Below are 21,401 nucleotides of genomic sequence, written 5' to 3' on the forward strand. Positions count from 1 at the left end.
TGCAGGGGATGTGCCTTACCTGGCCGACAAGAAATATCCTGCAGGCCGGGCAAGCGCTGAGACGTCGTTGTTTAAACCGTAAAACCGAGCATCATGCCAGTGTCTTCGTGCTCCAGCAGATGGCAGTGCGCCATATAGGCATGTTCTTTCGGCGCATCGTGGTCAAACTTCACCAGTACCTCGCTGACGTCGCCCTCTACCCGCACAGTGTCTTTCCATCCCGTACGGTGTGCAGCAGGCGCTTTGCCATTTTCAGACAGAATGCGGAACTGCGTGCCGTGAATGTGGAACGGGTGCAGCATCATGTCGCCCTGGCCGGAAATCACCCAGCGTTCGTGCTGACCTTTCGCCGCGGCAAACATCGGTTTATTCATATCAAACGCCTGCCCGTTAATCCGGTTGGCATTATGGAAATCGAATGTGCCATCCTGCTTCATGTTGCCCATGCCGCCATGCTGCATATTCCCCATCTCACCATGGTTCATATTGCCATGATCCATGTTCCCGTGGCTCATATTGTCGTTATTCATATGGCCCATCATCTTCCCATGATCCATCCCTGCCATGGCCTGCCCACCGTATTTCTTCATCAGCATTTGCATGCCCATCATGTCGAGCATCGGATCCATAGACAGCTGCAGTTTGCGTACCGTCAGCCCATCAAGCGACGGCAGCGCCGGCATAGATGTCAGCGTATCCGGCAGCGTGCCGGAGGCGGTAATCAGCAGCGGCTGAACGCGCATTACCGGATGCGGCTTATCAAACGGCGCCACCGCCATGCCCATCTGACTGACAGGCAATGTGACCAGATCGAAAGCGTTACCGTCGCTCACATCCACCAGCACTTCGAATCGTTCGCCCATCAGCATAGGAAGCTCGGTCACTTTTACCGGCTCCGCCAACAAACCGCCATCGCTGGCAATGACGTACAGCGGGCGATTGTCACTGGCCGCGATATTCAGTGAGCGGGCATTACACCCATTTAGCAGACGCAGGCGCAGCCAGCCGCGCGGCGCCGCATGCTGAGGATAAATCGCCCCATTGGTTAGCAGCGTATCGCCAAACCAACCGACGGCGGCGGTCATCATATCTAACTGATAATTAATTTGTCCGTCAGCGGAAAACTGTTTGTCCTGAATAATCACCGGCACATCGTCGATACCCCACTGCTTAGGCAGCAGTAGCTTGCGAATCTCTTCATCTTCAATCAGCACCAGCCCGGCCAGGCCCATCGCAACCTGACGTCCGGTTTTCCCGTGTTGATGCGGATGGAACCAACAGGTTGCTGCCCTTTGCGCAGGAGTAAAGGCCACTGAGCGCTTCCCGCCCGCCGGAATAACACCTTGCGGCCCGCCATCGACTTCCCCAGGGATTTCCAGCCCATGCCAGTGCAGCGTCGTCTCTTCGGCCAGCTGATTATGGATATCCACGCTCACCGCCTGACCTTTATTCAGTTTGACCGCCGGTCCGAGCAGATTGCCGTTATATCCCCAGGTGGTGGCAGTTTTCCCCGCAAACGTCGACTGCCCGGCTTTCACAATCAGCTGTATGCGATTCGAAGCATCCGCAGTTAACAGGTCTGGAATGGGTAACGCAGGACGGTCAGCGGCAAATACGGTGAGGCTCCACAAAGGTAATGCTGAGGCGACACCCAGCGCCACGGAGTACTTTAAAAAGTCACGACGTTGCATATTCATTTCCTTATATTCAGCAGCTTAAGCAGGCTATCTTTTAAGCATAAGCCTTCCCCTTACGGGAAGGTCAAGTGAACGGCTGATAATAAAGGTCGTCGCTTCGCTCGCAGTATGCTAACGTTTAATTTCCGTGATGCAGTGGTAGAACCAATGAAGACGTTTTTCAGAACAGTTTTGTTCGGCAGCCTGATGGCCGTATGTGCAAACAGCTACGCGCTGAGTGAATCCGAAGCCGAAGATATGGCCGATTTAACGGCAGTTTTTGTTTTTCTGAAAAATGACTGTGGCTACCAGAATTTGCCCAACGGGCAGATCCGTCGCGCACTGGTCTTTTTTGCCCAGCAAAACCAGTGGGATCTCAGTAATTACGATACCTTCGATATGAAAGCACTCGGTGAAGACAGCTATCGCGATTTGAGCGGCATTGGCATTCCGGTCGCGAAAAAATGCAAAGCGCTGGCGCGCGACTCCTTAAGCCTGTTGGCTTACGTCAAATAAGGCACCGTGCCCGATGGCGCTACGCTTATCGGGCCTACGAACTGGGAATGACATCATTGTACCTGGCCGGGTAAACGCAGCGCCCCCGGCAGAGGTGGGTGCGAATTAACGTTGTTGCACAAATTCACGATAAGCCACCACAACCTGAAGAAAATCCTCTACGCCGCAAAGTGAAAAGCTCTCTTCGTCGTAGTAATTCATTCCTTCTTCCATTTCATCGCCCGTGAACTCCAGTTGATTGGCGCGAACCATCACCTCTTCGCCATCCAGCCAGAGCGTGTATTCATGCCCCGCTCGCTGCCAGGAACGTTCACTGCCTTTTACCGCACGCGCCGCCTGTTCCACTTCATCGAGCAAGGCCAGGTTATCTTTCACTTCTTCATTAAACCAGTGCCCCACGACTTCATGGCCCATGGACATACGCACTAAAACCCGCCCGGTAACATCGCGCAGAAATTCGTAATCCATAATGTCTTCCTCTGCTCCCGGCAATGCGCCAATACCGCATTGCACCTTGCTGTAATTATCGCAGCAGCGCGGCAGAAAAAAAGTGTAGCGGGTATAAGGAATGGAAATAAAAATGCCCGGAGAAGTCAGCTTCTTCGGGCATTGATGCGTTTTTACGCTAAATGTGGTCGCGAATTAAACCGCAGTCTGGAAAATCACGCTGTCTGCTTTCTCGGTGTACTGAGAGAGCTGGTCAAAGTTCAGATACCGGTAAGTATCCACGGCCGTTTTATCTACCTGCGCCACATAGGTCTGATACTCTTCCGCCGTCGGCAGTTTACCGATCAGCGCAGCAACCGCCGCCAGCTCTGCAGAAGCCAGGTAGACGTTCGCTCCCGTGCCTAAACGGTTCGGGAAGTTACGGGTCGAGGTAGAAACGACTGTCGCACCGTCTGCCACACGCGCCTGGTTACCCATGCACAGTGAACAGCCCGGGATCTCGATACGCGCCCCGCTCTTACCAAAGACGCTGTAATAGCCTTCTTCGGTGAGCTGTGCCGCATCCATACGCGTTGGTGGGGCAACCCACAGACGCGTCGGCAACTGGCCTTTGTGCGCATCCAGCAGTTTACCCGCGGCACGGAAGTGACCAATGTTTGTCATGCAGGAACCGATGAACACTTCGTCGATCTTCTCGCCCTGCACGTCAGACAGCAGACGCGCGTCGTCCGGATCGTTCGGCGCACACAGGATCGGCTCTTTGATATCCGCCAGATCGATGTCGATCACTGCCGCGTATTCGGCGTCAGCATCGGCTTCCAGCAGTTGCGGGTCTGCCAGCCATTTTTCCATACCCTGAATGCGACGCTCCAGCGTACGGCGATCGCCGTAACCTTCAGCGATCATCCATTTCAGCAGAACGATGTTAGAGCTGAGGTACTCAACGATCGGCTCTTTGTTCAGCTTGATGGTACAACCGGCAGCGGAACGTTCAGCGGAGGCATCGGTCAGTTCGAATGCTTGCTCAACTTTCAGATCCGGCAGACCTTCAATTTCCAGAATGCGGCCAGAGAAGATGTTTTTCTTACCTTTCTTCTCAACGGTCAGCAGACCTTGTTTGATCGCATACAGCGGGATGGCATGAACCAGGTCACGCAGGGTGATACCTGGCTGCATTTTGCCTTTGAAACGCACCAGAACAGATTCCGGCATATCCAGCGGCATCACGCCAGTCGCAGCCGCAAACGCCACCAGACCAGAACCCGCCGGGAAAGAGATACCGATCGGGAAACGAGTATGGGAGTCACCACCGGTACCTACGGTATCCGGCAGCAGCATACGGTTCAGCCAGGAGTGGATTACGCCATCGCCCGGACGCAGCGACACGCCGCCACGGTTCATGATGAAGTCAGGCAGGGTATGGTGGGTAGTCACGTCAACGGGTTTCGGATACGCAGCGGTATGACAGAACGACTGCATCACCAGGTCAGAAGAGAAGCCCAGGCACGCCAGGTCTTTCAGTTCATCGCGGGTCATTGGGCCAGTGGTATCCTGAGAGCCGACGGAAGTCATCTTCGGTTCGCAGTAGGCCCCCGGACGGACGCCGGTTACGCCACAGGCGCGGCCAACCATTTTCTGTGCCAGAGAGAAGCCACGGCTGCTTTCCGCTACATCTTTCGCCTGACGGAATACATCACTGTGCGGCAGACCCAGCGCTTCACGCGCTTTGGTGGTCAGGCCACGACCGATAATCAGCGGAATACGGCCACCGGCGCGTACTTCGTCAACCAGCACATCGGTTTTCAGTTCGAAGGTAGCCAGCAGTTCGTTGGTTTCGTGGTTACGCACTTCGCCTTTGAACGGGTAAACGTCAATCACGTCGCCCATGTTCAGGTTGCTTACGTCCACTTCAATTGGCAGCGCGCCCGCATCTTCCATAGTGTTGAAGAAAATGGGTGCAATTTTGCCGCCCAGACACAAACCGCCGCCGCGCTTGTTCGGTACATGAGGGATATCATCACCCATAAACCACAGCACGGAGTTGGTCGCAGATTTACGCGAAGATCCGGTACCAACAACGTCACCCACATAGGCCAGCGGGTAACCTTTTTTCTGCAGTTCTTCGATCTGTTTGATTGGGCCTACCACGCCCGGCTGATCCGGTTCGATACCTTCGCGGGCGTTTTTCAGCATCGCCAGCGCGTGCAGCGGGATATCCGGGCGGGACCACGCGTCCGGAGCCGGAGACAGGTCATCAGTGTTGGTTTCACCCGTCACTTTAAAGACGGTAACGGTGATTTTTTCAGCCAGAGCCGGACGGTTGAGGAACCATTCAGCATCAGCCCAGGACTGCATCACCTGCTTAGCATATTCATTGCCCGCTTTGGCTTTTTCTTCTACATCGTAGAAGTTATCAAACATCAGCAGCGTTGAAGAGAGCGCTTTAGCGGCAATCGGCGCCAGTTTTGCATCGTCCAGCGCATCAATCAGCGGATGAATGTTATAACCGCCCTGCATGGTACCCAGCAGTTCGATGGCTTTTTCTGGCGTGATCAGCGGAGAGGTAGTGTCACCTTTAGCGACAGCGGCGAGAAAACCGGCTTTAACGTAAGCGGCTTCATCTACACCAGGGGGAACGCGGTTAATCAACAGGTCTAACAGGAATTCTTCTTCGCCCACAGGCGGGGTCTTCAGCAGCTCGACAAGTGCAGCCATTTGGGTTGCGTCTAAGGGTTTCGGCACAATCCCCTGGGCAGCACGCTCAGCTACGTGCTTACGGTATTCTTCTAGCACGACGATATCTCCTCGCTCTCATTGTCATAATGCGGCGCTTTTGTAGATGGGCGATTCTCTTCACGCTCCTGTGAGACAGCAGTTAGTAGGGTAAATGCCCGGTACCGCAAAAGGCACAATAACAGGATTTTCGTTGGGTGTTAATCTGTTTACAAAAAAGCAACATAAAAAATTGGCTGAATCGTTAAGGATGGTCTAATGCCCTTCGCAATGGCAGAAGGGGAATGATAATTTCGCCCGCAATGTTTAGTCACATTATTTAGCTCCCTGGTAATAAACTTGCGTTAACGATCCCAAGATTCGTCAAAAATTAAACTATTGCCTCTTTATACTCACGGAACACTGCACCCACTGGCGGCAGGCATAATGACTATGACGATTCTTAATGAGTCGGGAGAGATAAAATGACGTTGCCCTTTAAGCCCCATATCATTGCTCTGGCGTGCAGTGCAGGGTTATTTTTCGGTGCGGGCGTGCTGTTTGTAAACAGCCGCACACCAGAAGCCCCCTCTCAGCCGGCCCCGGCAGCAGCGCCTCAACCACCCGTTGCGGCGGCTCCCGCAGTAGCCCCGGTTGCGCCAACAACGTATACCACTGCTCAACTCGATCAGTGGGTTGCCCCTGTTGCGCTCTACCCTGACCCGTTACTGTCTCAGGTGCTGATGGCCTCAACGTATCCATCGAACGTGGTGCAGGCGGTTCAGTGGTCTCGTGATAATCCGACACTGCAAGGTGACGCCGCCATTCAGGCAGTGTCCGGCCAGTCATGGGACCCCAGCGTGAAGTCGCTGGTGGCATTTCCGCAACTGATGGCCCTGATGGGCGAAAATCCTGACTGGGTACAAAACCTGGGGAATGCGTTTCTGGCACAGCCACAGGACGTGATGGATGCCGTACAGCGCCTGCGTTTGCTGGCTCAGCAAACAGGTTCGCTAAAATCCACACCGCAGCAAACGGTCACGAACACCCAGAAAACAACCGTGGTTCAGACGCCGTCATCATCAACGACGAAAGTGACCAGCAGCGCGCCCACCTCGACGGTTATCAAAATTGAGCCGACCGATCCACAGGTGGTATATGTGCCGAACTACAATCCAACCGTTGTTTACGGCAGTTGGCCTAATACCGCCTACCCCCCTGTCTATCTGCCGCCCCCTCCGGGCGAGCAGTTTGCCGATAGCTTCGTCAAAGGCTTCGGCTATAGCCTGGGCGTTGCGACAACCTATGCGTTGTTCAGTAACATCGACTGGGATGACGACGACCATCACCATGATGATGACTATCATGACCATGACGGCCCTCACGGCGGTAATGGCTACCAGCACAACGGAGATAACATCAATATTGATGTTAACAATTTCAACCATATCTCCGGACAAAATCTGAAAGGACAAAACATTGCCTGGCAGCACAACTCTGCGTACCGTAACGGCGTGCCTTACCAGAACGACGCGGTCGCACAACGTTTTCATCAGACCAACGTTAGCGGGGGATTAAGCGCCACTCAACATACACCGACCACCACTGCCACACGAGACAGCCAGCGTCAGGCCGCAATGACGCAGTTCCAACAGCGTAGCCAGACCTCCCCGGCAAACCTGTCGGGTCAGACATCGCGGGATGCTCAACGCAAAGCCGCCTCTTCACAGCTAAATCAAATTGCCCAGCGCAACAACTATCGTGGCTATGACGAAACACCAAACAACAGCCGTCGTGAAGCAGCACAGAAGACGCTGAATAAATCAACTACGCAACAGCAGCACCGCTCTGAACTGAAGTCAAAAGCTCAGCAGCATCCGGTTTCACAGCAGCAAAGGGAAACCGCTCGCCAGCGCGTTGAATCATCCAACTCGCAACAACGTCTGGTCTCCCGTCAGAATACGCCTTCAAACGTCTTCAGCGGGAATGACAGTCGCTCACCGTCGTGGCAGTCCCAGCAACTGCGTGGGCAGGAAAGCCGTCGCGCGGGCAACCTCAACAGCGGACAGCGCGCTGCGGCACGTGAAAATTTTTCTGAGCACCACGAATTTCGCCGTCGTTAACCGGAGCCGATGATGAAAAAAATTATGTTAAGCGCCCTGTTGCTCTCCTTGCCGCTGGTGAGCTATGCGCAACAGGCGTTCACCTCTCCCGAAGACGCGGCCAGTGCATTTGCCGCTGCGGTGGCGCAGCAAAATGAAAAGCAGCTCACGGCGCTATTGGGTGAAAACTGGCGACATTTTTTGCCACCAGAAGGGGCCGATCCGGAAGCAGTGGCACGCTTTAATCGCGACTGGAAGGTGAGCCATCACATTGTGCTGCAGGACAACATGGCGCATCTCAACGTAGGGCAAGATGACTGGCAGTTGCCTATACCGATGGTGAAAACCAGCAAAGGCTGGGCGTTCGATATGACCGAAGCCCAGGAGGAGATCCTCACCCGAACGATCGGTCGCAACGAGCTTTCAGCCATCGAAGCACTGCACGCCTACGTTGACGCGCAGCAAAGCTATTACGCGCTGAACAAATCGTATGCGCAAAAAATTGTCAGTAGCGAAGGTAAAAAAGATGGGCTTTACTGGCCGGTCGCACCAGGCGAAGCGCCAAGCCCTCTGGGACCCGCCTTCAGCCCACAAGAACCCGGCACGGGCTATCACGGTTATCGTTTCCGCATACTGCCGGACAAAGCCAGTGGTTTTGCCATGATTGCATGGCCGATTAGCTACGGTCACACCGGAGTGATGAGCTTTATGATTAGCGGCGATGACAATGTTTATCAGGCCAACCTTGGCGAAGCATCGCAACAGAAAGCGCAGGCGATGACTGAGTACAGCCCTGAAAAAACCTGGCATCCCGTAGCGCCCTGAACGGCCAACGCGTTGGTTGTCGCATCATAAAGAGATTACCGGGGAAATTGCGGTGAAGCTTTAGACAAAAAAACGCCTCCGAAGAGGCGTTTCACAAAAGCGGGAAGATTACTTCTTCTTCGCTTTCGGGTTTGGCAGGTCGGTGATGCTACCTTCGAACACTTCTGCCGCCAGGCCCACGGACTCGTGCAGAGTCGGGTGCGCGTGGATGGTCAGCGCGATGTCTTCAGCGTCACAACCCATTTCGATCGCCAGACCGATTTCGCCCAGCAGCTCGCCGCCGTTGGTACCGACAATCGCACCACCGATAACACGGTGAGATTCTTTGTCGAAAATCAGTTTGGTCATACCGTCTGCGCAGTCGGAAGCGATAGCACGGCCAGAAGCAGCCCACGGGAAGGTGGCGGTTTCGTAGCTAATGCCTTTTTCTTTCGCTTCTTTCTCGGTCAGACCAACCCATGCCACTTCTGGTTCAGTGTACGCGATGGATGGGATAACTTTCGGATCGAAGTAGTGTTTCTTACCGGCAATAACTTCAGCGGCAACGTGACCTTCGTGAACACCTTTGTGCGCCAGCATCGGCTGACCGACGATATCGCCGATAGCAAAGATGTGCGGCACGTTGGTGCGCAGCTGTTTGTCAACGCGGATGAAACCACGGTCATCAACTTCAACGCCAGCTTTGCCCGCGTCGAGGTTTTTACCGTTCGGTACACGACCGATAGCAACCAGTACGGCATCATAACGCTGTGCTTCAGCAGGCGCTTTTTTGCCTTCCATGGAAACGTAAATGCCGTCTTCTTTCGCTTCAACGGCGGTCACTTTGGTTTCCAGCATCAGGTTGAATTTCTTGCTGATGCGCTTGGTGAAGACTTTAACCACGTCTTTATCGGCAGCCGGGATAACCTGGTCGAACATTTCAACCACGTCGATCTCTGAACCCAGCGCATGGTACACGGTACCCATTTCCAGACCGATGATACCGCCGCCCATAACCAGCAGGCGTTTAGGAACGGTTTTCAGCTCCAGCGCATCAGTGGAATCCCACACGCGCGGATCTTCATGCGGAATGAATGGCAGTTCGATCGGACGGGAACCCGCCGCGATGATCGCGTTGTCGAAGTTGATCACGGTTTTGCCGTTTTCGCCTTCAACTTCCAGGGTGTTCGCCCCGGTGAATTTACCCAGACCGTTAACCACTTTCACTTTACGGCCTTTGGCCATACCCGCCAGACCGCCGGTCAGTTGAGTGATAACTTTTTCTTTCCAGGTACGAATCTTGTCGATATCAGTTTTCGGCTCGCCAAAAACGATACCGTGCTCAGCCAGCGCTTTGGCTTCTTCGATAACTTTTGCTACGTGCAGCAGCGCTTTAGAAGGGATACAGCCGACGTTCAGACAAACACCACCGAGGGTGCTGTAACGTTCTACGATGACGGTCTCCAGACCTAAATCTGCGCAACGGAAGGCAGCAGAGTAACCTGCAGGGCCTGCCCCAAGTACCACGACCTGAGTTTTGATTTCAGTGCTCATCATGACCTCTTAATTTATACCCGTCGTCCACCGGGTCGTTCTATCCGCCCGTATTTTACAAAATTGTTAACAATTTTGAAACAACAAACGGCAACCGATTTGTCTTTCGCACAATAACCTCACTGACTTCATGAGATTACCAGAAAAAAGCCGGCCGTCGGGCCGGCTTTTTCGCTTACATCACCAGGCGGCGAATGTCAGACAGCATGTTGTTAATGATGGTGATAAAGCGCGCACCATCCGCACCGTCAATTACACGGTGGTCGAAGGAGAGCGAAATCGGCATCATCAGACGCGGCATAAACTCTTTACCGTTCCACACTGGCTCCATAGAGGACTTGGAGACACCGAGGATAGCCACTTCCGGCGCGTTCACAATCGGCGCGAAGTGGGTAGTACCCAGGCCACCGATGCTGGAGATGGTGAAGCAACCGCCCTGCATTTCGCCAGCGGTCAACTTGCCATCACGCGCTTTCTTGGAGATCACGGTCAGTTCACGAGACAGCTCGGTAATGCTCTTCTTGTTCACGTCTTTGAAGACCGGAACAACCAGACCATTCGGCGTATCTACCGCCACACCAATGTTGATGTATTTCTTCAGGGTCAGGCGCTGACCGTCTTCAGACAGGGAGCTGTTGAAGCGCGGCATCTGTTCCAGAGCAGCGGCAACGGCTTTCATGATGAAGACTACTGGGGTGAATTTCACGTCCAGTTTACGTTTTTCAGCTTCGGCGTTCTGCTGTTTACGGAACGCTTCCAGATCGGTGATATCGGTCTTATCGAAGTGCGTAACGTGCGGGATCATCACCCAGTTACGGCTCAGGTTAGCACCCGAGATTTTCTGGATACGACCCAGTTCCACTTCTTCAATTTCACCAAACTTGCTGAAGTCCACTTTCGGCCAAGGCAGCATGCCCGGGATACCGCCGCCTGCTGCTGCAGCCGGAGCCGCTTCAGCACGCTTGATAGCGTCTTTCACGTAAGCCTGAACGTCTTCACGCAGGATACGACCTTTACGGCCAGAACCTTTCACTTTCGCCAGGTTCACACCGAATTCGCGCGCCAGGCGACGAATCAGCGGCGTTGCATGAACGTAAGCGTCGTTCTCAGCAAACTCAGATTTGCCTTCCGCTTTCGCGGCCGGAGCTGCGGCTTGCGCAGACGCTGGTGCTGCGGCCGGAGCCGGAGCAGCTGCTTGCGCAGGAGCGGCAGCCGGTGCTGCGCCTTCGACTTCGAAGACCATAATCAGAGAACCGGTTTTCACTTTGTCGCCGGTGCTGATTTTGATTTCTTTCACGGTGCCCGCGAACGGTGCCGGAACTTCCATTGACGCTTTATCGCCTTCAACGGTGATCAGTGACTGCTCAGCGGCAATTTTATCGCCCACTTTCACCATCACTTCGGTAACTTCAACTTCGTCACCGCCGATATCCGGTACGTTAACTTCTTTCGAGCCGGAAGCAGCCGGAGCCGCCGCTGCTGCCGGAGCGGCAGTCTGAGCCGGTGCTGCAGCAGGCGCTGCGCCCGCCACTTCGAAGACCATAATCAGGGAACCGGTAGACACTTTGTCGCCGGTGTTGATTTTGATCTCTTTCACCACGCCCGCGAACGGCGCTGGAACTTCCATGGAAGCCTTGTCGCCTTCGACGGTGATCAGAGACTGTTCAGCCGCTACGGTGTCGCCCACTTTAACCATGACTTCGGTAACTTCAACTTCGTCGCCGCCGATGTCCGGTACGTGGACTTCTTTCGCCGCTGCCGCAGCAGGTGCTGCTGCCGGAGCGGCTTCTTTCTTCTCTTCTGCCGGAGCAGGTGCAGCTGCTGCTGCACCGTCGGCGGAATCGAAAATCATGATCAGTTTGCCGGTCTCAGTTTTGTCGCCAACAGAGACTTTGATCTCTTTAACGATACCAGCCTGAGGAGACGGAACTTCCATAGAGGCTTTGTCGCCTTCTACGGTGATCAGCGACTGTTCAGCTTCAACTTTGTCGCCCACTTTGACCAGGATCTCGGTGATTTCAACTTCATCAGCCCCGATGTCCGGTACATTGATTTCGATAGCCATTATTCTTTTACCTCTTACGCCAGACGCGGGTTAACTTTATCTGCATCGATGTTGAATTTGATGATTGCATCTGCAACCACTTTCTTATCGATTTCGCCACGTTTAGCCAGTTCGCCCAGGGCCGCTACAACCACGTATGAAGCATCAACTTCGAAGTGGTGACGCAGGTTTTCACGGCTGTCAGAGCGACCGAAACCGTCAGTACCCAGTACGCGATAATCATCAGCCGGTACATAAGTACGAACCTGTTCGGCAAACAGTTTCATATAGTCAGTAGATGCCACTGCCGGCGCGTCGTTCATCACCTGAGCGATGTACGGAACGCGAGGCGTTTCCATCGGGTGCAGCATGTTCCAGCGCTCACAATCCTGGCCATCACGCGCCAGTTCAGTGAAGGAGGTTACGCTGTAAACGTCAGAACCTACGCCGTAGTCGTTCGCCAGGATCTGTGCTGCTTCACGGACGTGACGCAGGATAGAACCGGAGCCCAGCAGCTGAACTTTACCTTTCTTACCTTCGAGGGTTTCGAGTTTGTAGATACCTTTACGGATACCTTCCTCGGCACCTGCTGGCATTGCCGGCATGTGGTAGTTTTCGTTCAGCGTGGTGATGTAGTAGTAAACGTTCTCTTGTTTCTCACCGTACATACGCTCCAGACCATCGTGCATGATGACCGCAACTTCATACGCGTAGGACGGATCGTAAGAGATACAGTTCGGGATAGTCAGAGACTGAATATGGCTGTGACCATCTTCGTGCTGCAGACCTTCGCCGTTCAGCGTCGTACGACCGGAAGTACCACCGATCAGGAAGCCGCGAGCCTGTTGGTCGCCAGCCTGCCAGCACAGGTCACCGATACGCTGGAACCCGAACATGGAGTAGTAGATGTAGAACGGGATCATCGGCAGATCGTTGGTGCTGTAAGAAGTCGCAGCAGCCAACCAGGATGCGCCAGCACCCAGCTCGTTGATACCTTCCTGCAGGATCTGACCTTTCTCGTCTTCTTTGTAGTAAGCAACCTGCTCACGGTCCTGCGGGGTGTACTGCTGGCCGTTCGGGCTGTAAATACCGATCTGACGGAACAGACCTTCCATACCGAAAGTACGCGCTTCATCAGCGATAATCGGCACCAGACGATCTTTGATCGACTTGTTCTTCAGCATCACGTTCAGAGCACGAACGAAGGCGATAGTGGTGGAGATTTCTTTGTTCTGCTCTTCCAGCAGCGCACCGAAGTCTTCCAGAGCCGGCAGTTCCAGCTTCTCAGTGAAGTTCGGCTGACGAGCAGGCAGGTAGCCGTGCAGCTTCTGACGCTGAGCGTGCAGATAGGTGTGCTCTTCTGAACCTTCCGGGAAGGTGATGTAAGACAGGTTTTCAACCTGCTCATCGGTCACAGGAACGTTGAAACGGTCGCGGATGTAACGCACGCCGTCCATGTTCATTTTCTTAACCTGGTGAGCGATGTTTTTACCTTCGGCGGTGTCACCCATGCCGTAACCTTTGATGGTATGGGCGAGGATTACAGTTGCTTTGCCTTTGGTTTCCTGCGCTTTTTTCAGTGCAGCGTAGACTTTCTTCGGATCGTGACCACCGCGGTTCAGAGCCCAAATCTGCTCGTCAGTCCAGTCAGCAACCAGCGCTGCGGTTTCCGGGTATTTACCGAAGAAGTGCTCACGTACGTATGCGCCATCTTTGGATTTGAAGGTCTGGTAGTCGCCGTCAACGGTTTCGTTCATCAGTTGGATCAGTTTACCGCTGGTGTCTTTACGCAGCAGCTCATCCCAACGACCGCCCCACATGACTTTGATAACGTTCCAGCCAGCGCCCGCGAAGATGCCTTCCAGTTCGTTAACAATCTTGCCGTTACCGGTTACCGGGCCGTCAAGACGCTGCAGGTTACAGTTGATAACAAAGACCAGGTTGTCCAGTTTTTCACGGGTCGCGATGGTGATAGCACCCTTAGATTCTGGCTCATCCATCTCACCGTCGCCCAGGAAGGCGTAAACGGTTTGTTTAGAGGTATCTTTCAGGCCACGGTGTTCCAGATACTTCAGGAATTTAGCCTGGTAGATAGCACCGATTGGACCCAGACCCATAGATACGGTCGGGAACTGCCAGAATTCAGGCATCAGTTTCGGGTGCGGGTAGGAAGACAGGCCTTTGCCATGAACTTCCTGACGGAAGTTGTTCATCTGCTCTTCGGTCAGACGACCTTCCAGGAATGCGCGTGCGTAGATGCCCGGAGAGATGTGGCCCTGGAAGTAAATCAGGTCGCCGCCATCCTGCTCATTGCGTGCACGGAAGAAGTGGTTGAAACAAACATCATATACCGTTGCGGAGGACTGGAAGGATGCCATGTGGCCACCCAGCTCGAGGTCCTTTTTAGACGCGCGCAGTACGGTCATGATGGCGTTCCAGCGGATAGCAGAACGAATACGACGTTCCAGCTCCAGATTGCCCGGGTATTCCGGTTCATCTTCAACGGCAATAGTGTTTACATAATTGCTGGCCCCTGCACCTGCCGCTACTTTCACGCCGCCTTTGCGAGCTTCTGAAAGCAGTTGGTCGATCAGATACTGAGCACGCTCAACACCTTCTTCACGGATGACCGATTCGATCGCCTGTAGCCAGTCGCGAGTTTCGATCGGATCCACGTCATTTGGGAAACGTTCTGACATGGGGGTATTCCTTATCTATCTAATACGTTGAGTTATCTGGAACCTGTCCCATTGCGTTCTTTGTTCTTCATACTTCAGGTTATCTCTTTGTTGGCTGCGCTTCCTCGCACCAGTCACATAGTTCACTATGCTCCTGGCGACTCGCGCGCTTGCCGCCGCGATACAACCCGAATTATTTTGAACAACCAAAAGCGCAATAAGACAGGTTCTGCGTTTAGTTGCCGCGCACTTTAATTGGCGCTTGATTTACAACATCTTCTGGTTAACGTTCCGCCAGAAAAATCACTAATTCTTTCGTTGCTCCAGGCGGCGTAAGGCGCGTTCACGACGACTTTCCTCACGGCTTCTGTCCAGCAGAATCTCTTCGATAAAGGCCAGGTGACGGTGCGACGCTTCACGCGCCTCCTCCGGCTTCCCGGCGATAATTGCTTCAAAGATACGGGTACGGTGACTGCTTACCAGCGGCAGCATCTCGCGACGCGCATACAGCAATTCGAAGTTTTGCCGAACATTCTGGGCCAGCATCGGCTCCATACACCTTAGCAAATGGAGCAGCACCACATTATGTGCCGCTTCGGTGACAGCAATTTGATACTGCAGTACCGCATCAGATTCGCCGTCAAGATCGCCGGACTGTTGAGCCAGTTCGATCGCATGGTGGAGTTCACGGATACGCGTTTTGTCTTCATCCGTGCTGCGTAGTGCAGCGTAATAGGCTGCAATACCTTCCAGCGCATGGCGCGTCTCAAGCAGGTCAAACTGGGATTCAGGATGGTCGGAGAGCAGCTCTACCAGTGGGTCGCTAAAGCTCTGCCACAGGCTACTCTGAACAAAAGTGCCACCGCCCTGACGACGAAGCAGTAACCCCTTCGCTTCAAGGCGTTGGATCGCCTCGCGTAAGGAGGGGCGGGAGACGTCGAACTGTTTTGCCAGCTCGCGTTCCGGTGGGAGTTTTTCTCCGGGGCGAAGTGTCCCCTCAAGAATTAAAAACTCCAGCTGCTGCTCAATCACATCGGAGAGTTTTGGTTGGCGGATTTTGCTGTAGGCCATGATTTCCTGTCTTAAGCCATTTGCCCGGAGTCAATTGGTCTTACCAATTTCATGTTCTTGACGCTAAAGTAACAAAGTATTCACCTTCTGTCCATACAGGTTTTGATTGAAATCAGTAAAGGGGGCATATTTTAACAACATTACAGAAATAACGTTTCAAACATGTAACTATGCACAAATGTTAAATTTACCCACCACGGGGTAGTTTTAACGGAATTGAAACGAAAAGTTATCGCATCTGAACCGATTCACCTGCTTATTTATCGATTATTAAACCACAAATAATGAATAAAAATTCAAAATGGAAATTTTGTGGTAGATAAACTCGCATTTACAAATGGTTTCTTTTTATTCAACTCGTCAGTCCCCCCGCATAAAGCAGGTGCATTCGCGCTCGCATATCATTATTCTGATCAAGACAAAAGTATTAAGGCAACATTTTATCTAAAGCATCTGTAAACAAATTAATACAACAGACGGAATTGCAAACTTACACACGCATTGCTGCGTAGTTCAAAAAATAAGTACTCGAAAGATGAAGAGTAAAACCACACACGAGGTTTAATGATGGAAAGTCAACAGCATGGCGATCAGCTCAAGCGCGGTCTTAAGAACCGCCATATACAGCTAATCGCGCTGGGTGGCGCGATTGGTACCGGGTTATTCCTTGGTAGCGCATCCGTTATCCAGTCTGCAGGACCGGGTATTATTCTGGGTTACTCTATTGCCGGCTTTATCGCCTTTTTGATTATGCGTCAGTTAGGTGAAATGGTGGTTGAAGAGCCGGTAGCAGGCTCCTTTAGCCACTTTGCTTATAAATACTGGGGCAGTTTCGCGGGTTTCGCCTCTGGCTGGAACTACTGGGTGCTGTACGTTCTGGTTGCCATGGCTGAGCTAACCGCCGTCGGCAAATATATCCAGTTCTGGTACCCGGAGATCCCAACCTGGGTCTCTGCGGCTGCCTTCTTCGTACTGATCAACGCCATCAACCTGACCAACGTAAAAGTGTTTGGTGAGATGGAGTTCTGGTTTGCCATTATTAAAGTCATTGCCGTAGTCGCAATGATCATCTTCGGCGGCTGGCTGCTGTTCAGCGGCAACGGCGGCCCGCAGGCCAGCGTTAGCAACCTGTGGAGTCAGGGGGGCTTCCTGCCGCACGGCTTCACCGGTCTGGTGATGATGATGGCGATTATTATGTTCTCTTTCGGTGGGCTGGAGCTGGTCGGGATCACCGCAGCAGAAGCCGATAACCCGGAGCAAAGCATTCCCAAAGCCACCAACCAGGTTATCTACCGTATCCTGATTTTCTATGTGGGTTCGCTGGCGGTTCTGCTTTCCCTGATGCCGTGGACACGCGTCACGGCGGATACCAGCCCGTTTGTCCTTATTTTCCATGAACTGGGTGATACGTTTGTTGCCAACGCGCTGAACGTCGTGGTGCTGACCGCCGCGCTTTCTGTCTATAACAGCTGCGTATATTGCAACAGCCGCATGCTGTTCGGTCTGGCACAACAGGGTAACGCGCCAAAAGCGCTGATGAACGTCGACAAACGCGGCGTACCGGTGAACACCATTCTGGTTTCCGCGCTGGTGACGGCTCTGTGCGTGCTGATTAACTATCTGGCGCCGGAATCCGCTTTTGGTCTACTGATGGCGCTGGTGGTTTCCGCCCTGGTGATCAACTGGGCAATGATCAGCCTGGCGCACATGAAGTTTCGCAAAGCCAAACAGCAGCAGGGCGTTACCACCCGCTTCCCGGCTCTGCTCTATCCGCTGGGTAACTGGGTGTGCCTGATTTTCATGGCCGCAGTACTGGTGATTATGCTGATGACGCCGGGCATGGCGATCTCGGTGTACTTAATCCCGGTATGGATTGCTATTCTTGGCATTGGTTACGTGTGCAAGCAGAAAACCGCCGGCGCGGTTAAAGCACATTAATTGTCCCTCCCCCACCTGCACCTGGTGGGGGTTGTTACCTGCCTCACATTTTCCCTCTCACAACTGTTTCGTCCATATCAGCGGCGTTATCCTGCAACGCATCACCGGGATCAGCTTCTCTGGCAACCTGTTTTTCCTGAAGCTGGGGCTGGCGATTGTCGGCGCGATGGTGGGCTTCCTGCTCTCCTGGTACGGTTACGACGCAGGTGCTAAAGCGCAAAGTGACTCCGCGATTAACGGCATTATGCTGTTGTTCACTATTATTCCGGGCGTCGGTTATCTGATTACCGCAGGCGTGGTTCGTCTGCTAAAAGTTGACCGTGAATTTATGCAGAAAATCCAATCAGACCTGGAAAAACGCCGCGACAACTACCGTGAACTGAATGAATACCACAAGATAAAAACAACTGAAACCGTAAGGAAAGCCTAGTGAATCAGCTCATCTGGGCCCCGAGATCCACGCTATTGCCGGTAAGTGGTACATCTACTTTACGGCCACGCACACTCAGGCGCTCGACAAACTGGGGATGTTCCAGCACCGTATAGCACCACACGCTAACGCCGAAAGGTGAAGATGTGCTGGTGTACCACGCGAGAAATTACACTGAAATCGAGGGCGATCCGCTGTACGACCCAAACCGCCATACTCGTTTGAAGCTCGTGCGCTGGGACGAAAACGGCATGCCTGATTTTGGCGTCCCGCCAGCGGATACGTATTGAGTCATTGCACCGTTATCCGGTCTACATATGCGCCAGGCCGGATAAGGCGGCTACACCGCCATCCGGCAACAATCGCTAGATCAGCGTGCCATAAATTGTCAGCAGCGCAATGACCACCACCACCACAAACGAGGTTTTCTTCGCCATTGCAACGGCAGCTTTTGGCGTTTCGACCTTATCAGTATGCGGCTCGCGCGCCAGCGAGAACTGCGCCAGACGCGTCAACACCTGATACTGCGAAGTATGCATATCCGCCAGCGATGCAAACCAGGCTGGCAGCGCTTTCTCGCCGTGTCCTAACAGCGCATAGACCACGCCCGCCAGGCGCACCGGGATCCAGTCCAGCACATGCAGGATCGCATCGATACCCGATTGCAGACGCTGGTGCGGCGTCTGATAGCGCGCCAGCCAGGACTGCCAGGCACGTAAAAAAGCATACCCCACCAGCGTCACCGGTCCCCACGGACCACCGACAATCAGCCAGAATAACGGCGCCAGGTAAAAGCGAAAGTTGTTCCATAACAGCGCATTTTGTAGCTCCCGCAGAAACTCTCGTTCATCGCAGTCCGGCGGCACGCCATGAATCAGCGTCAATTCGCTGGCCATCGCCTCACGGGCGTGCACATCATTACGTGAAGCCGCATTCAGGTAGGCATGATAATGCAGGCGCACCTTGCCAGCGCCGATGCACAGCAAACCAACTAAAATCCACACCACCAACAGCGGAACATTAAATAACAGCCCATGCAGCGCACGCAGCAGCAGGAATGTCACAGCCATCGCAATAATGGTCATTCCTAATGTTCGCGCCATAGAGAAATGCTTAACCCGCCGAAAAAAAGCCTCAATCCGGTGATCAAGCTGCCAGTGCTCGCCCAGCTTAAACAAGCGCTCAACAATCAGCACCAGTAATGTTGTAAACAGCGTCATGTCATCTCCTTGTGTGACGAGGGGGTGACCAGGGCGCGAAACCTTGCCCAGTCAAAAGATGGCCCAGGATCGGTCTTCCGTTCGGGCGCAATATTGCAATGCCCAGTCATGTTACTGGCAATCGCCGGATAACGCGTAATCAGGGTGTTTGTCACGGCAGCCAGTTTCTGGTACTGCGCATCGGTATAAGCCAGCGTATCCGTACCTTCAAGCTCAATACCAATTGAAAAATCATTACAGCGTTCACGCCCCTGATAGCAGGAGACGCCTGCATGCCAGGCACGTTTGTCAAAGGGAACATATTGCACGACCTCACCGTCACGGCGGATCAGACAATGGGCAGAAACGCGCAAATGGGCAATTTGTGCAAAAAAAGGATGGGCGTTGGGATCAATTGTTCCAGTAAATAACGCGTCTATCCATGGGCCGCCAAATTCACCGGGTGGCAGGCTGATATTGTGCACCACCAGCAGAGAAGGGTTTTCGTCATCCGGGCGGCAATCGTAATGAGGAGAGGGAACGCGTCGCGCCTCTGCCAGCCAGCCCTCGTCTAACAACATGCAGAATCTCCTTATTGGTGGTGCTCATATCAGGTTCAGGGTAGCATGTTTCTACCTTATGATTCGTTAGCAATTTGGAGTTTTATCATGCCGCCTCGCCGCTATAACCCTGACTACCGACGTGACGCGCTGTTGGAACGCATAAATCTCGATATCCCTACCGCGGTTGCCCAGGCGCTGCGCGAAGATTTAGGCGGAGAAGTTGATGCCAATAACGATATCACCGCACAGCTTTTACCCGAAGACATGCGCTCCCACGCTACCGTAATCACCCGCGAAGAGGGTGTTTTTTGTGGGAAACGCTGGGTGGAAGAGGTCTTTATTCAGCTTGCTGGCGATGATGTCAGCGTCACCTGGCATGTTGAAGATGGCGACAGCATTAAGGCTAATCAGCCGCTGTTTGAACTGGACGGCCCTTCCCGCGTGTTGCTGACCGGCGAACGTACCGCACTCAACTTTGTGCAAACTCTGTCTGGCGTTGCCAGTGAAGTGCGTAAATACGTCGACCTGCTGACCGGGACAAAAACCCAACTGCTGGATACGCGTAAAACTCTGCCTGGGCTGCGTACGGCGCTGAAATACGCGGTGCTCTGCGGCGGCGGTGCGAATCATCGTTTAGGTCTTTCTGACGCCTTCCTGATTAAAGAGAACCACATTATTGCTTCCGGTTCGGTGAAACAGGCCGTGGAAAAAGCCTTCTGGCTGCACCCGGACGTGCCGGTTGAGGTAGAAGTGGAAAGTCTGGATGAACTGGACGATGCGCTGAAAGCCGGGGCGGACATCATCATGCTCGACAATTTCGAAACCGACCAAATGCGCGAAGCGGTCAAACGTACCAACGGCCAGGCGCGTCTGGAAGTATCAGGTAACGTCACCTATGAAACGCTGCGCGAATTCGCGGAAACCGGCGTGGATTTCATCTCTGTGGGCGCACTGACCAAACATGTCCGCGCACTCGACCTCTCGATGCGTTTTCGCTAATCGCTGATTGTTCTGCCCGGTGGCGCTTCGCGTATCGGGCCTACAGCCCCAGCCGTATACGCCGCCGATCGGCAGTTTATTCGAGCGTCTTCGCAAATACGTTGTCTGATTCTGTAATTTCGTAACATTCATCTGAACCGGCCTTCTCGTTCTATTTTTTGCCCCTCGCCTAAAATCCCTTCGATTTGCCAAAGTAGCGCCAGCTAACTCAAGGAGCAAATCAACAATGGACAAACAACGAGGCTTCACGCTTATCGAACTCATGGTGGTCATTGGCATTATTGCCATTCTTAGCGCCATCGGCATTCCGGCTTATCAAAACTATCTACGCAAAGCTGCGCTGACAGACATGCTACAAACCTTTGTCCCCTACCGTACTGCCGTCGAACTCTGCGCGCTGGAGCACGGCGGAACAGAAACCTGTGATGCCGGAACAAATGGCATCCCCTCTGCGACCACCACCCGCTATCTCTCCGCCATGAGCGTGGAAAAAGGCGTTGTCAGCCTCACTGGGCAGGAAAGTCTGAATGGGCTAAGCATCACCATGACGCCAGGTTGGGACAACGCCAACGGCATAACGGGCTGGAATCGCAACTGCGCTATCCAGAATGACAGCGCGCTGCAACAGGCTTGCGAAGACGTTTTTCGCTTTGATGCCAACTAAGGAA

Annotated in this window: 15 protein-coding genes and 2 pseudogenes; 8 read left to right on the forward strand and 9 right to left on the reverse strand. The window is 53.4% G+C overall.

From position 1 onward, the window contains the following. Positions 1–71 precede the first annotated feature (71 nt). Positions 72–1,691 (reverse strand): multicopper oxidase CueO, encoded by a 1,620-nt coding sequence (gene cueO, locus IB196_RS18350; RefSeq protein ID WP_188232465.1) that lies wholly within the window; start codon positions 1,689–1,691, stop codon positions 72–74. A gap of 153 nt (positions 1,692–1,844) precedes the next feature. Between cueO and IB196_RS18355 the strand changes: the two genes are divergently transcribed. After that, a complete protein-coding gene (locus IB196_RS18355) occupies positions 1,845–2,192 on the forward strand; it encodes a YacC family pilotin-like protein (RefSeq protein ID WP_001295568.1) in 348 nt (115 codons plus the stop codon). Positions 2,193–2,297: 105 nt separating this feature from the next. Here the strand turns inward: IB196_RS18355 and yacL are convergent, their stop codons facing one another. Together yacL and acnB are read right to left on the reverse strand one after the other, a co-directional pair. Further along, positions 2,298–2,660: a protein YacL gene (yacL, locus tag IB196_RS18360; protein WP_005124687.1), complete on the reverse strand. Its 363-nt coding sequence runs from the start codon at positions 2,658–2,660 to the stop codon at positions 2,298–2,300. A gap of 174 nt (positions 2,661–2,834) precedes the next feature. Beyond that, on the reverse strand, positions 2,835–5,432 hold the full coding sequence (gene acnB, locus IB196_RS18365; RefSeq protein ID WP_040230003.1) for a bifunctional aconitate hydratase 2/2-methylisocitrate dehydratase: 2,598 nt from the start codon (positions 5,430–5,432) through the stop codon (positions 2,835–2,837). A 404-nt stretch (positions 5,433–5,836) separates the two neighbouring features. Here acnB and IB196_RS18370 point away from each other — a divergent pair, with 404 nt between their 5' ends. Together IB196_RS18370 and IB196_RS18375 are read left to right on the forward strand one after the other, a co-directional pair. After that, complete coding sequence (locus IB196_RS18370; protein WP_040230001.1) at positions 5,837–7,474, forward strand: DUF3300 domain-containing protein; 1,638 nt, start codon at positions 5,837–5,839, stop codon at positions 7,472–7,474. A 9-nt stretch (positions 7,475–7,483) separates the two neighbouring features. Next, on the forward strand, positions 7,484–8,278 hold the full coding sequence (locus IB196_RS18375; RefSeq protein WP_040230000.1) for a DUF2950 family protein: 795 nt from the start codon (positions 7,484–7,486) through the stop codon (positions 8,276–8,278). A 108-nt stretch (positions 8,279–8,386) separates the two neighbouring features. On the opposite strand, the gene lpdA is transcribed toward IB196_RS18375, so the two are convergent. From lpdA to pdhR, 4 genes are all read right to left on the reverse strand, one after another. Continuing rightward, the gene (gene lpdA, locus IB196_RS18380; protein WP_003018686.1) at positions 8,387–9,811 is read right to left on the reverse strand and encodes a dihydrolipoyl dehydrogenase; all 1,425 of its coding nucleotides are present in this window, start codon (positions 9,809–9,811) and stop codon (positions 8,387–8,389) included. A 175-nt stretch (positions 9,812–9,986) separates the two neighbouring features. Further along, positions 9,987–11,876 carry a pyruvate dehydrogenase complex dihydrolipoyllysine-residue acetyltransferase gene (gene aceF / locus IB196_RS18385; protein WP_188232464.1) on the reverse strand — a complete coding sequence of 630 codons (1,890 nt, stop codon included), beginning with the start codon at positions 11,874–11,876 and terminating at the stop codon, positions 9,987–9,989. Between the two features lie 14 nt (positions 11,877–11,890). After that, positions 11,891–14,554: a pyruvate dehydrogenase (acetyl-transferring), homodimeric type gene (gene aceE, locus IB196_RS18390; protein WP_040229997.1), complete on the reverse strand. Its 2,664-nt coding sequence runs from the start codon at positions 14,552–14,554 to the stop codon at positions 11,891–11,893. Between the two features lie 285 nt (positions 14,555–14,839). Further along, positions 14,840–15,604: a pyruvate dehydrogenase complex transcriptional repressor PdhR gene (gene pdhR / locus IB196_RS18395; RefSeq protein ID WP_003018699.1), complete on the reverse strand. Its 765-nt coding sequence runs from the start codon at positions 15,602–15,604 to the stop codon at positions 14,840–14,842. A gap of 564 nt (positions 15,605–16,168) precedes the next feature. Between pdhR and aroP the strand changes: the two genes are divergently transcribed. From aroP to IB196_RS18410, 3 genes and pseudogenes are all read left to right on the forward strand, one after another. Then, positions 16,169–17,542: an aromatic amino acid transporter AroP gene (aroP, locus tag IB196_RS18400; RefSeq protein WP_188232463.1), complete on the forward strand. Its 1,374-nt coding sequence runs from the start codon at positions 16,169–16,171 to the stop codon at positions 17,540–17,542. Positions 17,543–17,636: 94 nt separating this feature from the next. Next, positions 17,637–17,972, forward strand: a pseudogene (locus tag IB196_RS18405) (MFS transporter); the annotation flags it as partial. Between the two features lie 128 nt (positions 17,973–18,100). Then, a pseudogene (locus tag IB196_RS18410) lies at positions 18,101–18,262 on the forward strand (family 43 glycosylhydrolase); the annotation flags it as partial. 75 nt (positions 18,263–18,337) lie between these two features. Here the strand turns inward: IB196_RS18410 and ampE are convergent. Next, the gene (gene ampE / locus IB196_RS18415; protein ID WP_005124667.1) at positions 18,338–19,192 is read right to left on the reverse strand and encodes a beta-lactamase regulator AmpE; all 855 of its coding nucleotides are present in this window, start codon (positions 19,190–19,192) and stop codon (positions 18,338–18,340) included. Next, positions 19,189–19,752, reverse strand: a complete 564-nt coding sequence (ampD, locus tag IB196_RS18420; protein WP_005124664.1) for a 1,6-anhydro-N-acetylmuramyl-L-alanine amidase AmpD — start codon at positions 19,750–19,752, stop codon at positions 19,189–19,191. Before ampD ends, ampE begins: the two co-directional genes overlap by 4 nt. Positions 19,753–19,839: 87 nt before the next feature. Between ampD and nadC the strand changes: the two genes are divergently transcribed. Together nadC and ppdD are read left to right on the forward strand one after the other, a co-directional pair. Next, complete coding sequence (gene nadC / locus IB196_RS18425; protein ID WP_005124662.1) at positions 19,840–20,733, forward strand: carboxylating nicotinate-nucleotide diphosphorylase; 894 nt, start codon at positions 19,840–19,842, stop codon at positions 20,731–20,733. Positions 20,734–20,959: 226 nt separating this feature from the next. Then, on the forward strand, positions 20,960–21,397 hold the full coding sequence (gene ppdD, locus IB196_RS18430; protein WP_005124660.1) for a prepilin peptidase-dependent pilin: 438 nt from the start codon (positions 20,960–20,962) through the stop codon (positions 21,395–21,397). The last annotated feature ends 4 nt before the right edge of the window (positions 21,398–21,401 follow it).

The sequence above is a fragment of the Citrobacter sp. C6_1 genome (assembly GCF_014596835.2).
GTDB classification, from domain to species: Bacteria; Pseudomonadota; Gammaproteobacteria; order Enterobacterales; family Enterobacteriaceae; genus Citrobacter; species Citrobacter pasteurii.